We start from the raw sequence: 14,519 nt of genomic DNA, 5'->3' as shown, positions 1-14,519 counted from the left end.
GTGGCTTACGCTAAGTTGGGTCGCAACACCGGTCACAGAAAGGCCATGTTGCGCAACCTGGTGACTTCACTGCTGCGTGACGAACGGATAACCACCACCGAGAGCCGGGCCAAGGAAGTAAAAAGCATTGCGGAAAAGATGATCACCCTGGCCAAGCGGGGGGATCTGAACGCCCGCCGCCAGGCACTGGAATATATTTACGAGGAAAAAGTGGTACGAAAACTGTTTGACACCTACGGGCCCAAGTACGCCGACCGTCAGGGCGGGTACACCCGGATTGTCAAGCTTGGGTACAGGCGTGGCGACGCCGCTCAAATGGTACTTTTGGAAATGGTTTAACTCTCTTTGCTGGCCGGGAAATCGCCGTTGCGGTTTCCTCTTGCCATTTTACGGGGCCTCTCCGCACCATCACCTGCGGGGGGGCGCCGGCCCACTGGTGGAGTTGGAGTGCATCGTGATCGAATTAAAGAATGTTTTCTACACCTACCCGGGCAGTGATCGCTTTGTGTTGCGCGGGATTGACGCCAAGGTGGAATGCGGTGAATTTATCGCGGTGATCGGCCCCAACGGCTCAGGCAAGTCCACCCTGGCCCGGTTGATGTCCGGCCTGCTGCTGCCTGCCCGGGGACAGGTGTTAATCGACGGCCTGGATACAGGCACGCCGGAAGCCCGGGAAGAAATCAGGCGCCGGGTCGGGCTGGTTCTGCAAAACCCGGACAACCAGCTGGTGGCCGTGCAAGTAGAGGAAGATGTAGCTTTTGGCCCCGGAAACCTGAACTTACCGCCGGCGGAAATTCGCCGGCGGGTTGATGAATCTCTGGAAGCGGTGAACTTAAGCGGACTGAGGGCGCGCCCGCCCCACCTGCTTTCCGGGGGCGAAAAGCAGCGGCTGGCCATCGCCGGCATCCTGGCGCTGCGCCCGAGGTACCTGGTTTTGGACGAGCCCACCTCCATGCTGGACCCGTTGGGTCGCCGGGAGGTGCTGCGGGTGTTGCGTAACCTTGCGCAAAGCGGTATTTCCGTCATTTTGATCACCCACCTCATGGAAGAGGCAGCCCTGTCGGACCGGGTATGGGTTCTGGCGGATGGCGGTTTGGCGGCAAATGACAGCCCCGGGGCGGTTTTCAGCCGGCCCGGAATGCTGCGCGAACTGGGGCTTGGCCTGCCTTTCAGCGCCGAACTGGCGTGTAGCGTTGCCGCCCCGGGCGTTGATGTGCCGACCGGTATTGTGACCATGGAAGACCTGGTGTGCTTTTTATGTTCTGTATTGAAACAGACAAGCTAACCCACGTATATTTTCCCGGCACGCCGCTGGAGACCGTTGCTCTGCGGGATATTGACCTGGCGGTGAACCGGGGCGAGTTTCTGGCCCTCGTGGGCGCCGCCGGCAGCGGTAAATCAACCCTGGTGCTGCATTTTAACGGTTTACTCCTGCCCACGTCCGGGCGGGTGAATGTTCTGGGCCGGGACGTAACGGACCCGAAACACCGTAAAGAGCTCTGGCGCAGGGTAGGGGTGGTGTTCCAATTTCCCGAGCGACAAATTTTCAACGCGACGGTTTTTGAGGACGTGGCCTTCGGACCGCGTAACATGGGGCTGGGCGAGCCCGCGGTGGCCGAGCGGGTTGAGGAAGCGCTGGAAACGGTGGGCCTGCCCCGGGAAGCGGGCCGTGCTGATCCGAGCACGCTAAGCGGCGGCACGCGCCGGCGGGTTGCCATCGCCGGGGTGCTGGCCATGCGGCCGGAAATTTTAATCCTGGATGAACCCGGGGCCGGGCTGGAACCGGGGGCAAAGAAGGATATTCTGAACAAGATCAAACAAGTTCAGGCGGGCGGCGGGACCACGGTGATATTAATCACGCATGACCTTGAGGATGCGGCCACTTACGCCGACCGGGTGGCTGTGCTGCGACGGGGAAAACTGCTCCGCGCCGGGAATCTGCGGGAGGTTTTCAGCTGTGTGGGCTTGCTGGAGGAAGCAGGGCTTGAACCCCCCCGCGCCGTGGAACTGGCTCGCAGGCTGGCCCGTGCCGGCGTAAATCTGCCGGAACTGCCGTTGACCCTCGAGGAAGCCACCCGGGTTGTTGGCCGAATGCTGGCTTCCGCCCGCGGAAAACCGGGAGGCGGCGTCTTATGTTGAACGGCATTGCCATGGGACAATACCTGCCGGCCGGCTCGCCGGTCCACCGGATGGATCCACGGGCCAAGCTGATCGTTGCGGCGCTGGCGACTCCGGCGGTGCTTGTTGCCGCGGATCCGCCTTCTGTGGTGGCGGTTTCGGCGTGGGTGCTCCTGGGGGCCGGGTTGTCCGGAATCAGGCCCTTGATCTACTGGCGCAGCTTAAAAATCATCTGGCTGTTATTATTAATCAGTTTTTTGGTCCAAGTGCTGTTTACACCTGGTGATACGCTGGCTGCCGCCGGCTTTTTAAGGGTTTCCCGGCAGGGGTTGGTGGAAGGCGGCTGGATGCTCTGGCGGCTGACTTTGTTGCTGGTGCTGGCTTCCGCGCTTTCGTTCACCACTACTCCCCTGCAATTGACGGCGGCCCTGGAGTGGATACTGGCGCCACTGACCAGACTCGGATTACCGGTGCGGGAACTGGCGATGACCGTCAATTTGGCCCTGCGATTTGTGCCCACCCTGTTTGATGAGGCACAGTTATTGCTTATGGCACAAAGATCCAGGGGAGCTGATTTTACCCGGGGCGGTATCCGGGAGCGGGTCAGGGGGTTGATACCGTTTCTGGTACCGCTGCTGGCTAATATTTTTCGACGCGCGGACGAACTGGCCCTGGCCATGGAGATCAGGTGTTACCGGGTGGGGGCGGCCCGTTCCCGCATGATTGTACTGCGGTTTTCAATCGTTGATTACGTGGCGGTTTTCACCGGCCTGGCCATACTTGCCACGCTATTGGTATGCCGGTTGTTTTAAGTTTGAGGTGGTTGATTGCGGAATATCAAGCTCATAGTGGCGTATGACGGCACCAATTACCACGGGTTTCAGGAACAGAGGGGCACGGGTTTGCCCACCGTGCAGGAGACGCTGGAAAAATGCCTTTCCCGCCTGGCAGGCCGCAGGGTGCAGGTTATCGGGGCGGGGCGCACCGACGCCGGAGTGCATGCCCGGGGGCAGGTGGTAAATTTTAACGCGGAAGGCTGGCCCATACCGGTGGAACGCATTCCCCTGGCTATGAACGGTGTACTGCCGGGCGATATTGTGGTAACCGGCGCCGAGGAGGTGGCCGGCGACTTCCATGCCAGGTTTTCCGCCCGGTCCAAGACTTACCGTTACAGTATTTGGAACGACCGCCTTCCCTCGCCTTTTCATCGCTTGTATAGCTATTTTTTACCGGTGCCGTTGGACCTTGAGGCCATGTCCAGGGCATCTGCCTACCTGCTGGGCCGGCACGACTTTAAATGTTTCCAGGCGGCCGGCTCCGCCGTGACGGACACGGTGCGCGTTTTGTGGCGGGCTGACATCCGGCGGGAAGGGCCCCTGGTACAGTTTATATTCCAGGGCAACGGTTTTTTGTATAACATGGTGCGAATTATGGTGGGTACGCTGGTGCAGGTTGGAACGGGCAAGATCTCTCCGGAACGGGTTAAGCTGATTTTGGAATCCCGGGACAGGATTGAGGCGGGACCGACAATGCCGCCCCAGGGGCTATGCCTGGAGCAGGTGGAATACTAAATGGCGGTCGGTGTTAATTATTATTGTTGCTGCCCGGGGGAAAAGCTGCTCGAGCTGCTCAAAGCCGCTCGGGAAAAACTTGACACTGGTAATTCTCTATAATAAAATATACATATGTGTGACCTTATGGCAGCCGCTGAGCCCCCGGCGTGCCACGGGTTTTCTTTCTGTCATGGGAGGTAGTAAATATAATGAGAACGACATACATGGCCAAGCCCAGTGAGGTTAAACGCAAGTGGTACATCATCGACGCTGAAGGTAAAGTGCTGGGACGGCTGGCAGCCGAGGCGGCCAGGATTTTACGGGGAAAGCACAAGCCGGACTTCACTCCCCATGTTAATACCGGAGATCACGTGATTGTCATCAATGCCGACAAAGTCGTGCTGACCGGCAAAAAATTGCAGCAAAAGATGTATTACCGGCATTCCGGTTACCCGGGCGGCTTGAAAGCCACCAGGTATGACAAATTGATGCAAACCAGGCCCGAACTGGCGGTGTATAAGGCCATCACCGGCATGCTGCCCCATAACAGCCTGGGTAGGGATATGGCCAGAAAGTTACGGGTATATCGCGGCAGTGAGCACCCCCACCAGGCGCAAAAGCCTGAAGTTTGGGAAATGTAACGGACGGGAAGGAGGAGCATAAGTGGCTCAGGTCCAGTTTTACGGCACCGGACGCAGAAAAAATTCAGTGGCGCGGGTATTTTTGCGCCCCGGTGAAGGCAAGTTCCTGGTAAACAACAAAAATATAAACGAATATTTCGGCAGAAAAACGCTGGAGATTATTGCCCGTCAGCCACTGGAATTAACCGGAACCAGCGGGCGTTTCGATGTGATTGCCAAAGTGCTGGGCGGCGGTGTCAGCGGCCAGGCGGGAGCCATCAAGCTTGGCATTGCCCGGGCGTTAATCCAGGCTGACCCCAATATGCGACCGGTGCTTAAAAAGGCGGGATTTCTCACCAGGGACCCGCGGATGAAGGAAAGGCGCAAGTACGGCCTCAAAAAGGCCCGCCGCGCACCGCAATACTCCAAGCGCTAATCTTAAGCATCCGTCAAGGAAATGGCCCTGCAGCCGGTACCGTAAATCAATAGCGGGTATAAAGTCGAAACGGCTGCACGCGCATTTGCATAACTGGTTTACAAAGCAATCCGGTGGTTTAGGGTGGTGTTGGGAAAGAGAGTCGAATATACTGATGTTGGATGTTGCTTTGGCTATTCCGACAACCGACCACCGGCCACTGATGACTTAAAAAGGTAGATACCGTGTTGCACGATATCTACCTTTTTTATGCACAGCATGGCCAACCTTTTTCATAACTGCACCCGGACCGGCATACTTTTTTACGGGGGCTAAATAAGCCCTCCGTTAAAGTGCCGGGAGGGATGCGCCAAATGATCAGGGTATTAAGGTTCAGGGGACGCTATGTTTTGCTATTGGCTTTTTTAATTTTAACGGGTTATTACACCGCCCGGATAGTGGTGGACGGGCTGGAAAACCGCAGAGTGTCCGCGCTGTCGTGGTCGGTGGCCAATAAACTGGTTGTTATCGACCCGGGGCACGGAGGAATCGACCCCGGATCAAAAGGGCCCGGCGGAGTAATCGAAAAGGACGTAACCCTGGAGGTGTCCCGCAAACTGGCCACCGTACTTGGCCAGGCCGGAGCGGTAGTTTTGATGACCAGGGAAACGGATGTTGATCTGAGTGATTCGGAAGGCGGCCGGTTGATTACCCGCAAGCGGGAGGACCTGGCCAAGCGGGTGGGCATGGCCAACGAGCGCAATGCCGACGCGTTTATCAGTGTTCATGTCAATAGTTTCAAGTCCGGTCCCCGGGAACACGGGGCCCAGACATTTTACCAGCCCGGGTCCAAAGAAGGGGAAAAGCTGGCTAAAAGCATTCAGGGCGAACTGGTACGCTTATTAAAAAACACCAAGCGCAGGGCCAAAGCGGTGGATTACTATACCACCCGCAACGCCAAGATGCCGGCGGTGATAGTGGAGATAGGTTTCATATCCAACCCCCGGGAAGAACGGTTGATGTGCGATCCCGATTACCAGGGCAAGGTGGCCTATGCGATCTATTCCGGGATAGTCAAGTATTTTGCAAGCAGCGCCACCGTTACCAACGGCCCCGTGGATAAGGAAAGGGCGCTGGAAACATTCATGAATAACGAAGGCAAAGTCTTCAATGCTCCTTAAATTTTTTTTGCAAACTTATTTACAGCTTGGCCGGCAAATGTTATATTGTATACAAGATTGTTTCGGGAGGAAAATGCATTGATTAAAGCGGTGCAAAACAATTGCATGGGTACTACCATGACCCTCATGTGCATGGGCATGTGTGGGTATTTTGTGCTGCTTAATTTAAAAGCATTGCGACCCCCGGACATGGAGTGGGAATAAAACCAGGCCTGTATTTTCGGCATTAAACCGGCCACCCCTTGTTGGGGTGGCCTAATTTTATTTCAAGGAGGTTTTGGGAATGGCATTTGAGTATCCGGTGCTTGTGCAATGCGAGGGGTTATGGTTGGCCTTGTCGAACTGTGGTGAAGTGGTGGCGCTGGGTGAGATGTTTGAAGACGCTTTGAACGATTCATTTATCAAGGTCCGCAATTAATGTAAGCGACAAAAAACGACTTGATTAGATAAAGACAACACCCCCTGTTTTGGCATATAATGAACAAAAGACCAAAAGGGGGTTGATGTTGATGGCGTACCCGGCACAGGTTAAAGACCATACGGTTAAATATGCCGAACTAATCAACCTGATTGGGAACCTTGTAATTGACTTATCCGGTGAGCTGTCAAACATGCTTCAGCAAAGTAATGAAGGCAGCGAAAATCTATGGTCATGTTACGACAAATTTAATACCTGTTTTGAAGAATATAAAAGGTGCCAGAGAAGTCTTTGTTCTTTTACCGACATTTTCGGAACAAGCCCCGAACATCACAATTTGCTGGTTGCATTTAACGATTTTATCGATGGCATTGAAATGATAAACGAGCATATCAAGCCGGACATGGCTGCCAGGGAAATTAAATGGGACCGGAACATGTTTGAAATCGGCCTGGCCAAGCAGGAACTGGGCAAAGAAAAAACGTTGCTGGCGATAAACAAAATAATGGAAAAACTGAAAGCCGGTGGCTTGATTTAAGCCACATTGGGGACGTTCCAAATGTAAATTCCTGTAACGGGTTATGCGGGGTTTTACTTCTGTTGCTATTTTTTTCGTGCTCCAAGGTAAGGGATATTTTTCAAGCGTTTAATATATTGCTGGGGCAGTCCGAAGAATTCGGCGCCAGCAATGATATGGGAGTTGCGCTCCAGTGACACCAGTCCGGAAAAAAAGCCGGGAGATTTCCCGGCTTTTTTTCTGGTGAATGGTTTTAATCCTATTGCTTTGCCAGCGCCCGGGCCAGTAAGCTATATACGGGCTCGATCTGGTCCGTCAGCTTGTAAACCCGGTGTGACATCACCCAGGAAGTGGCCACCTCATCCATGGTGCCGAAAATCATTTGGCGAACCAGTTTTGGGCTGACGTCGTTTCTGAAATAGCCTTCGCTGATGCCCTGGCTGACAACATCTTCAATAATATTGAAGTATTCCTTGAGGGGAGCGGCGATGCCCGAGCGGATGGACGCATCGGATTGCCGTAATTGAATCTGTAAGACCAGTGCCAGGTTACGGTCGGCTTCCAACCGGGTAAAGTGAAGTTCGATCAATTTGGCCAGCTTATCAAACGGGTCTTGCAGATTTTTTAGTTCTTTGCGGGCACTGGCGGTAAATTCTCCCATTTTGGTCCGGAAAAGGGAGATCAAGACGTCCTCCTTGTTTTTAAAATACAGGTAAATAGTACCGTCTGCCACTCCCGCTTCCCTGGCGATTTTGGATACCTGGGAGTTATGGTAGCCGTTTTCAGCAATAACCTTGACGGCTGCTTCAATGATGGCGTGGTATTTTTCTCCAGTACGTTTTGCCATGTGCCACCTCCTCCCTTATTTTTTTAAAAAAAGGCCGCCGGGAGCCAGGGAATCAATTGCCTCCCTGAACTCCCTGTGTACATAACCTGAGGGTTATGAAACGGCACTTGGAGGGGATAAACCGGTTTACACTGCGTACTTGCCCGCATCCAGGACTTTTGCGGCAATTTTCTGGCGAACGCCGATCAGGTTAATGGGATGATATTTGGCCAGGCGCTTGGCGATGCTCAGGTTGGTGCGCAGCATGTCGCCGGGCTCGAACATATAGGTTAATGCCTGCTTGGCCCACGCATCCAGTTTCGGGAATGCGTCGTAGACGTAGGCCAGCGCCAGTTCGACCTTGGTTTCGGCGTTTTCGGGATCCTGGTTCAGGGCTTTCTTGGCCCTGAGCAGAGCGCTTTCCATGGCGTAGATTTCAATGGCCATATTGGCCATGATTTCAATAATTTCCTGTTCCTTGGCAATTTTTTGCATGAACTTCTGGGCCGCGGTTCCGCCAACCATCAGGAACAGCTTCTTGGCCCGGTCGACCATGTCAAATTCAATTTCCAGCGGGGCTTCGTCTCCGGTTGGAGCTTTGGCCCGCAGTGAGGTTACTTCGCCGGCCAGCGCCTGGGCGGCCTGGAGCAGAGGCAACTGTCCCTTCATGCCGCGGCGCAGCAGGGTGGCCGGGATGATCAGGCGGTTTACCTCGTTGGTGCCCTCAAAAATCCGGTTGATCCTGGCGTCGCGGTAAAAACGCTCGGCCGGGAACTCCTGGGTATAGCCATAGCCGCCGTGAATCTGTACGCATTCGTCAACCACGTAATCCAGGGTCTCGGAAGCGTGCACCTTGGCAATGGAGCACTCAATGGCATAGTCTTCAATAGCGGCCCCGATTTCCCTGCCGTCGGTTTTATTTTCCAGCGCTTCTTCAATCTCGCCCACCAGCCGGTAGACCAGGCTTTCAGACGCATAAGTCTTGGCGGCCATTTGGGCGATTTTATTCTTGATCATGCCGAACTTGGCAATGGGCAGGCCGAACTGCTGGCGCTCCAGGGCATATTTGGCGGCAACGGCCAGGGCTCCCTTGGCGGAGCCTACACCGCCCACACCCAGCTTGTAGCGGCCGATGTTCAGGATGTTGAAGGCGATGACGTGGCCCTTGCCGATTTCACCAAGCAGGTTTTCCACGGGCACCTTGGCGTCTTCAAACACCAGCGAGCAGGTGGAGGAACCCTTGATCCCCAGTTTCTTTTCTTCCGCTCCCACCGTAAAGCCCGGGGTACCCCTGTCTACGATAAAAGCGGTAAACTTGTCGCCGTCAATTTTGGCGTAGGTGACGAAAACGTCGGCAAATCCCGCATTGGTGATGAATATTTTCTCGCCGTTCAGGATGTAGTACTTGCCGTCTTCCGACAGCACGGCCTTGGTCCTGGCGCCCAGGGCGTCGGATCCGGCCATGGGTTCGGTCAGGGCGTAGGCCGCCACTAATTTACCGGTGGCCAGGCCGGGCAGGTACTTTTTCTTTTGCTCTTCGTTGCCGAACAGGATGATCGGCAGGGAGCCGATACCGGTATGCGCACCGTGGCTCACCGCGAAGGAGCCGCCCAGGGACACGTTTTCGGTAATGATGGCGGCGGCGATTTTACCCATTTCTCCGCCTTCATATTCCTCGGGAATGTCGGCGGACAGCAGGCCCAGCTCGCCGGCTTTTTCCAGCATGGAGCGCATTAAACCTTCTTTTTGGTGGTCCAGCTCTTCAATGTTGGGGAGAATTTCGTTTTCAACGAAATCGGCTACTGTATCCGCAATCATCTTGTGCTCGTCGGTAAAATCTTCCGGTGTGAAAATGTTTTCAGGGTCGATGTTTTCCAATAAGAACATGGCTCCCTTTTGCATGATCAATTTCCCCCTTCATATTTTGCTGAATATTTGGGTTTTTATTTCGGCTGCCGCGGCCGCCCGTTCGGGCAGCCGCGGCGCTTGCCCATTTAGTCGATCATTTCAAATACGCCGGCCGCGCCCATGCCGCCGCCGATACACATGCTGACCACGCCGTAACGGGCGTTTTGCCGCTTCATTTCGTAGAGCAGCTGGGTGGTCAATTTGGCTCCCGTGCAGCCCAGCGGGTGGCCGAGGGCGACGGCGCCGCCGTTAGGATTAATTTTGGCCGGGTCCAGTTCCAGCACCTTGATGCAGGCCAGGGCTTGGGCGGCAAATGCCTCGTTCAGTTCGAACACGTCCACCTGGTCCTTGGTGATGCCGGCCAGTTTCAGCGCTTTGGGTATGGCCACGGTGGGACCTATCCCCATGACTTCCGGCGGGCACCCGCCCACGGCATAGGAACGGAACACCGCCAGGGGTTTCAGGCCCAGTTCTTCGGCTTTCCTTTTACTCATGATCATTACGGCCGCGGCCCCGTCGCTGGTTTGGGAGCTGTTGCCGGCAGTGACTGTACCGCCCGCCTTGAATACGGGGCGCAGTTTGGCCAGAACTTCCATATTGGTGCCCGGCCTGACGCCTTCGTCGGTATCGAAAATAATGCTCTTTTCCACCAGCTTGCCCTTTTCACGGTACTTTTGGGTGACGGTCAGGGGGACGATTTGTTCTTTAAACCGGCCCTCCTGGATGGCCCGGGCGGCCTTGGCGTGGCTGCCCACGGAAAATTCGTCCTGCATCTCCCTGGTGATGCCGTACTGCTCCGCCACGTTTTCCGCGGTCAAACCCATGCCCATGTACGCTTCGGGGCAAATTTGCATCAGTTCCGGGTCTGGCATGGTCTTGTTGCCGCCCATGGGAACGATGCTCATGCTTTCAACGCCGCCGCACAGGTACACGTCGGCAAACCCGGCCATGACCCGGGTGGCGCCGATGGCAATGGCTTCCAGCCCGGAAGAGCAGAAACGGTTTACCGTGGCGCCCGCTACAGTGTTGGGCAGGCCGGCTTTAAGCACAAGCATGCGGGCGAGGTTCATGCCCTGCTCGGCTTCAGGGAACGAACAACCAAATATCACGTCGTCTATTTCAGCGGGGTTCAGGCCGGGTGTTCTTTCCAGCAGGGCTTTAATTACAGTGGCACCCATGTGTTCCGGGCGGGTGTTCCTCAGCGTGCCGCGGGGCGCTTTGCCTACTGCCGTGCGGACTGCGCTAACGATTACGGCTTCTTGCATTTTTCTCCCCCCTAATTCCTCAGCGGTTTATTGTATTTCAGCATATATCTCATCCGGTCCAGGGTTTTGGGCTCGCCAAGCAGGCTCAGGAATGCTTCCCGTTCCAGATCCAACAGGTCTTGCTCCGTAACTTCGGTTCCCGGCGTTACGCCGCCGCCGGTAAGGATGTAAGCCACTTTTTTGGCGATTTTGGCGTCGTGTTCGCTGATCTGCTTGCCCCAGACCATGGTTTGGATGGCCAGTTCCAGGGCCGCGTACCCCGCGTCGCCGGCGGCTTTCATTTTCTTCGGTTGTAAAGGCCTGAATCCCTCTTCGGCCATTTTCAGCACCTGGCGCTTGGCGTCGCCGATGATCCGGTCGCGATTGGCGCTGACCAGGTCGGTGGGACGCATATACCCGAGCTTGATTGCCTCGTAGGCGCTGGTGGCTACTTTGGCCATGGCGATATTTTCAAAGGCGCGGTTGATCATGGGTTGTACGGTATTGACACCGCCGACGGTGACCATGCTCTTGGGCGGCATCAGGTCCGCAGCCCGGAAAGCAAGCTCCTTGCAGCCGCCGCCGCCTGGCACCAGGCCTACGCCCACTTCCACCAGGCCCATGTATGTTTCGGCCGCGGCGTTGACCTTGTGCGAGTGCAAGCAAATTTCGCATCCCCCGCCCACGGTCATGCCGTGCGGCGCCGCCACCACTGGCTTTTTGCAATACTTGAGGCGCATGTTGGCCTTTTGGAACTCATCCACCATGATGTCCAATTCATCGAACTCGTCGTCTTCAGCTTCCATTAACACGAGGAACAGGTTGGCGCCCACGGAAAAATGCTGGCCAAAGTTTCCGATCACCAGGCCCTCGTAGTTTTGCTCCACTTCCTTGACGGCGTAATTCATCATGTTGACGATATCATCGCCGATGGCGTTGGCCTTGCTATGGAATTCCAGGCACAGCACGCCGTCGCCGATGTCGATCAGGCTGGCGCCGCTGTTGGACTTGAGCACCTTGTTCTGTTCTTTGAGCGGGGCCAGGAAAATAACGCCCTCGGGGATACGCTCTTGAACGCTTTCCCCGGTATTGTGATCAAAGTAGAAACGCACACCGTCCTTTTTCTCATAGAAACTGGTGCGGCCCGAAGCCAGCAGGTTTTCCACCACTTTGGGTACGGTTCCGCCTTCCGCCTTGATCCGGTCGGCAACCTCCTGCACGCCCAGGATGTCCCAGGTTTCAAACGGGCCGAAATCCCAGTTGAAGCCCCATTTCATGGCGTCGTCGATGGACTGGATGTCGCCGGCGATTTCGCCCAGCAGGTTGGCGGCATAGATCAAAGCGTCTCTCGTTACGGACCAGACAAACTGCGCTCCCTTGTCTTTGCCGGACAGAAGCGCCTTCATTTGTTTGGCGGGCTTGCCGGCCTGCTTGGCCGCTTCCAGGGAAGCGAACTTGACTTCCTGTTTAGGCCTGTACTCCATGGTGTTGTAATCCAAAACCAGGACCTCGCGGCCCTTTTCGGTTTTGACCTTCTTGTAGAATCCCTGCTTGGTCTTGTCCCCGAGCCACTTATTATCAAGCATTTTCAGGAGAAACCCGGCGGGCTCGAATACGGCCTTTTCCTTGGGATCGGTGGCCACGTCATACACGTTCTTGGCTACGTGCAGCATTACGTCCAGGCCCACCATATCCAGCGTGCGGAATGACGCGCTCTTGGGCCTGCCCATAACGCGCCCGGTCAGCGCGTCCACTTCCTCCACGGTCAGGCCGAACTCCATCATGGCCTTGATGGTTGCGCACATGCCGTAAACACCGATGCGGTTGGCGATAAAGTTGGGGGTATCCTTACAAATGACAACTCCCTTGCCCAGGACCCTTTCGCCGAAATCGCGCATAAACTCCATGATTTCCGGCAAGGTTTCACTGCAGGGGATGAGTTCAAGAAGTTTCATGTACCGGGGCGGGTTGAAGAAATGGGTGCCCAGGAAGTGCTGCTTGAATTCCTGCGACAGGCCCTCGCACATTTTATTGATGGAAATGCCTGAAGTATTGGAGGATACGATCGACCCGGGCTTGCGGGCTGCCTCCACTTTTTTCAGCAAGCCCTGCTTGATGTCCAGCCTTTCCACAACCACTTCGATAATCCAGTCGCACTCGGCCAGTACGTTCATGTTGTCTTCAAAGTTGCCGGGTGTCAAAAGGGCCGCGTTTTCAGGCACGTAAAACGGCGCCGGCTTGGCCTTGAGCAAGGCCTGAATGGCGCCCGTCGCCAGACGGTTCCTCACCTGCGGGCTTTCCAGGGTCAGGCCCTTTTTCTCCTCCTCGGGGGTGAGCTGGTTGGGTACGATATCCAGCAGGTAGGTGGGGATGCCCACGTTGGCCAGGTGCGCGGCAATGGTGGCGCCCATTACGCCGGCACCCAGAACGGCGGCCTTGTTGATGCTGCGCTTCATCTTCCGGTTCCTCCTTTGACCGCAAAATTTGCTTAATGTGCCCGCGCCGTTAAGTGCGGGCGTGATCCGGAAAAGGGTTTGAACCCAAATCCCGACAAGTTTAACTGACTGAACGTTCAGTCATTTGTTAATATAAAGATATTGCATTATCAAAGAAAAATCAATAGGCGAGGCCGGATACGCCCGACCGCTCAATTGTGCTGAACGACCATTCACCGCTTATATTTAACCATTTAGATGCTAAAAGTGACATTTGGGGGATAATCAGAATTTTTTGTGGGGGGTCTTGTTCCGGTCGATCCGGGCTACATAAACCAGGATTTGGGCTATCACCTCGTACAATTCGGGTGGTATTTCGGTATTTACGCCCAGTTTGTACAATGTTTGAGCCAGGGCGGCGTCTTCATACACCGGCACGCCGCTGTTTTCGGCCATCTCCTTGATCTTGCGGGCCAGCTCGCCCCGGCCCGCGGCGGTAACGCGGGGTGCGTCGTCCCGGCCCGGTTCATAGCGCAGGGCGACGGCATATTGTTCCGAGTGTCTTTTGTCTTGATCATCCATAATCAATATCAACCGCCTTTAAGTTTGCCTTTGATGAATACACTCTCGATTTCGCAGCAAAAACCGTTACTTGTATCCGGCGCTCCGGCTGTATCAATCGTCCGTTCAAACCACGTCATGCAGCGCATAGCTAAACTTTCCGGTCCAGCAGGCCGGGAGTTGTAAAGTCCTTTTGCGGGCCGGCCAGGCTGTGTTCCAGCACGGTCCATCTCAAAACAACCCGCTTAAAACCGGTTTTTCGCACCTGTTGTTCCAGCTCGGCCGAGCGCGCGTTCAACCGTGCCGCAATTTCTGCATTTTCGACATGACAGGTGATATTTACAGTTTCCGGCCGGCTGGTGATTAGAAAAAACAACCGGCCCAGGCTGGCGGTGGCCAGGCTGAACACAATCCCCGTTTCGCTTTCACCGTCCTGCTGTTTATTCTTTTCTTTTCCATACCGGTGGAAGACAAAAAATTGGGTGTCCGGAAAGAGGGGGCTTTTCAGCGGCAATGGAAATAATGACGGTTCAGCGGCAGCGTTCCACTGCCGGGGTTCTGCCTCGGTTTTCGTTTCGGCGGCAGCGGTCGCTTGCGGTCGCATTTGGGGAGTGGTCTGTGATATGACCTGTTCCCGGGACGCCTTCTTCCGGCTTTGCTGCTCACTTAAAATGATGTTCAGCAGCACCGGGATGATGCTGGAGACGTGCATGGCCCAGCCCC

General features: G+C 55.4%; 17 protein-coding genes. 11 read left to right on the top strand and 6 right to left on the bottom strand.

Annotated features, from left to right (window positions below; all coding sequences use genetic code 11):
- The 11 genes from rplQ (at position 1) to IT084_RS10850 (ending at position 6,843) form a co-directional block, all read left to right on the top strand.
- Complete coding sequence (rplQ, locus tag IT084_RS10890; RefSeq protein ID WP_195712891.1) at positions 1–339, top strand: 50S ribosomal protein L17; 339 nt, start codon at positions 1–3, stop codon at positions 337–339.
- Between the two features lie 97 nt (positions 340–436).
- Positions 437–1,285, top strand: coding sequence for an energy-coupling factor transporter ATPase (locus IT084_RS10885; RefSeq protein ID WP_313885462.1), 849 nt, complete (start codon positions 437–439; stop codon positions 1,283–1,285).
- The gene (locus IT084_RS10880; RefSeq protein WP_195712890.1) at positions 1,258–2,139 is read left to right on the top strand and encodes an energy-coupling factor transporter ATPase; all 882 of its coding nucleotides are present in this window, start codon (positions 1,258–1,260) and stop codon (positions 2,137–2,139) included. The genes IT084_RS10885 and IT084_RS10880 overlap by 28 nt, the downstream gene beginning before the upstream one ends.
- Positions 2,133–2,930 carry an energy-coupling factor transporter transmembrane protein EcfT gene (locus IT084_RS10875; RefSeq protein ID WP_195712889.1) on the top strand — a complete coding sequence of 266 codons (798 nt, stop codon included), beginning with the start codon at positions 2,133–2,135 and terminating at the stop codon, positions 2,928–2,930. Before IT084_RS10880 ends, IT084_RS10875 begins: the two co-directional genes overlap by 7 nt.
- Before the next feature lie 15 nt (positions 2,931–2,945).
- Positions 2,946–3,689, top strand: a complete 744-nt coding sequence (truA, locus tag IT084_RS10870) for a tRNA pseudouridine(38-40) synthase TruA (protein WP_195712888.1) — start codon at positions 2,946–2,948, stop codon at positions 3,687–3,689.
- Positions 3,690–3,880: 191 nt separating this feature from the next.
- The gene (rplM, locus tag IT084_RS10865) at positions 3,881–4,312 is read left to right on the top strand and encodes a 50S ribosomal protein L13 (RefSeq protein WP_195712887.1); all 432 of its coding nucleotides are present in this window, start codon (positions 3,881–3,883) and stop codon (positions 4,310–4,312) included.
- Positions 4,313–4,334: 22 nt separating this feature from the next.
- A complete protein-coding gene (gene rpsI / locus IT084_RS10860; protein WP_195712886.1) occupies positions 4,335–4,727 on the top strand; it encodes a 30S ribosomal protein S9 in 393 nt (130 codons plus the stop codon).
- Positions 4,728–5,080: 353 nt separating this feature from the next.
- Complete coding sequence (gene cwlD / locus IT084_RS10855; protein WP_195712885.1) at positions 5,081–5,887, top strand: N-acetylmuramoyl-L-alanine amidase CwlD; 807 nt, start codon at positions 5,081–5,083, stop codon at positions 5,885–5,887.
- A 78-nt stretch (positions 5,888–5,965) separates the two neighbouring features.
- Positions 5,966–6,091: a hypothetical protein gene (locus tag IT084_RS18640; protein WP_279327866.1), complete on the top strand. Its 126-nt coding sequence runs from the start codon at positions 5,966–5,968 to the stop codon at positions 6,089–6,091.
- 79 nt (positions 6,092–6,170) lie between these two features.
- Positions 6,171–6,305 (top strand): hypothetical protein, encoded by a 135-nt coding sequence (locus tag IT084_RS18635; RefSeq protein WP_279327865.1) that lies wholly within the window; start codon positions 6,171–6,173, stop codon positions 6,303–6,305.
- 91 nt (positions 6,306–6,396) lie between these two features.
- Positions 6,397–6,843, top strand: coding sequence for a hypothetical protein (locus tag IT084_RS10850; RefSeq protein WP_195712884.1), 447 nt, complete (start codon positions 6,397–6,399; stop codon positions 6,841–6,843).
- 238 nt (positions 6,844–7,081) lie between these two features.
- Here IT084_RS10850 and IT084_RS10845 read toward each other — a convergent pair whose 3' ends face one another.
- The 6 genes from IT084_RS10845 to IT084_RS10820 all read right to left on the bottom strand — a co-directional run bounded on the left by IT084_RS10845 (position 7,082) and on the right by IT084_RS10820 (position 14,508).
- A complete protein-coding gene (locus IT084_RS10845; protein WP_195712883.1) occupies positions 7,082–7,669 on the bottom strand; it encodes a TetR/AcrR family transcriptional regulator in 588 nt (195 codons plus the stop codon).
- Between the two features lie 126 nt (positions 7,670–7,795).
- Positions 7,796–9,550 (bottom strand): acyl-CoA dehydrogenase family protein, encoded by a 1,755-nt coding sequence (locus tag IT084_RS10840; RefSeq protein ID WP_195712882.1) that lies wholly within the window; start codon positions 9,548–9,550, stop codon positions 7,796–7,798.
- 92 nt (positions 9,551–9,642) lie between these two features.
- Positions 9,643–10,821 (bottom strand): thiolase family protein, encoded by a 1,179-nt coding sequence (locus IT084_RS10835; protein WP_195712881.1) that lies wholly within the window; start codon positions 10,819–10,821, stop codon positions 9,643–9,645.
- A gap of 11 nt (positions 10,822–10,832) precedes the next feature.
- Positions 10,833–13,256 (bottom strand): 3-hydroxyacyl-CoA dehydrogenase/enoyl-CoA hydratase family protein, encoded by a 2,424-nt coding sequence (locus tag IT084_RS10830; RefSeq protein WP_195712880.1) that lies wholly within the window; start codon positions 13,254–13,256, stop codon positions 10,833–10,835.
- A gap of 264 nt (positions 13,257–13,520) precedes the next feature.
- Positions 13,521–13,817, bottom strand: a complete 297-nt coding sequence (locus IT084_RS10825) for an EscU/YscU/HrcU family type III secretion system export apparatus switch protein (RefSeq protein ID WP_195712879.1) — start codon at positions 13,815–13,817, stop codon at positions 13,521–13,523.
- A gap of 130 nt (positions 13,818–13,947) precedes the next feature.
- A complete protein-coding gene (locus IT084_RS10820) occupies positions 13,948–14,508 on the bottom strand; it encodes a flagellar hook-length control protein FliK (RefSeq protein ID WP_195712878.1) in 561 nt (186 codons plus the stop codon).
- Positions 14,509–14,519 lie beyond the last annotated feature (11 nt).

It is taken from the genome of Desulfallas sp. Bu1-1 (genome assembly GCF_015594625.1).
GTDB lineage: Bacteria > Bacillota > Desulfotomaculia > Desulfotomaculales > Desulfallaceae > JADNRQ01.
The sequence above is the reverse complement of the archived record's forward strand: the minus strand, read 5'-3'. Positions and strand labels throughout refer to the sequence as shown.

What these genes read in the sequence shown, in the direction of transcription:
- IT084_RS10825 (WP_195712879.1), bottom strand. Translation starts at nt 13,817, where the DNA reads ATGGATGATCAAGACAAAAGACACTCGGAACAATATGCCGTCGCCCTG.
- rplM (WP_195712887.1), top strand. Translation starts at nt 3,881, where the DNA reads ATGAGAACGACATACATGGCCAAGCCCAGTGAGGTTAAACGCAAGTGG.
- IT084_RS10840 (WP_195712882.1), bottom strand. Translation starts at nt 9,550, where the DNA reads ATGCAAAAGGGAGCCATGTTCTTATTGGAAAACATCGACCCTGAAAAC.
- cwlD (WP_195712885.1), top strand. Translation starts at nt 5,081, where the DNA reads ATGATCAGGGTATTAAGGTTCAGGGGACGCTATGTTTTGCTATTGGCT.
- IT084_RS10835 (WP_195712881.1), bottom strand. Translation starts at nt 10,821, where the DNA reads ATGCAAGAAGCCGTAATCGTTAGCGCAGTCCGCACGGCAGTAGGCAAA.
- IT084_RS10850 (WP_195712884.1), top strand. Translation starts at nt 6,397, where the DNA reads ATGGCGTACCCGGCACAGGTTAAAGACCATACGGTTAAATATGCCGAA.
- IT084_RS10845 (WP_195712883.1), bottom strand. Translation starts at nt 7,669, where the DNA reads ATGGCAAAACGTACTGGAGAAAAATACCACGCCATCATTGAAGCAGCC.
- IT084_RS10880 (WP_195712890.1), top strand. Translation starts at nt 1,258, where the DNA reads ATGTTCTGTATTGAAACAGACAAGCTAACCCACGTATATTTTCCCGGC.
- IT084_RS10830 (WP_195712880.1), bottom strand. Translation starts at nt 13,256, where the DNA reads ATGAAGCGCAGCATCAACAAGGCCGCCGTTCTGGGTGCCGGCGTAATG.
- IT084_RS10820 (WP_195712878.1), bottom strand. Translation starts at nt 14,508, where the DNA reads ATGCACGTCTCCAGCATCATCCCGGTGCTGCTGAACATCATTTTAAGT.
- IT084_RS10875 (WP_195712889.1), top strand. Translation starts at nt 2,133, where the DNA reads ATGTTGAACGGCATTGCCATGGGACAATACCTGCCGGCCGGCTCGCCG.
- IT084_RS18635 (WP_279327865.1), top strand. Translation starts at nt 6,171, where the DNA reads ATGGCATTTGAGTATCCGGTGCTTGTGCAATGCGAGGGGTTATGGTTG.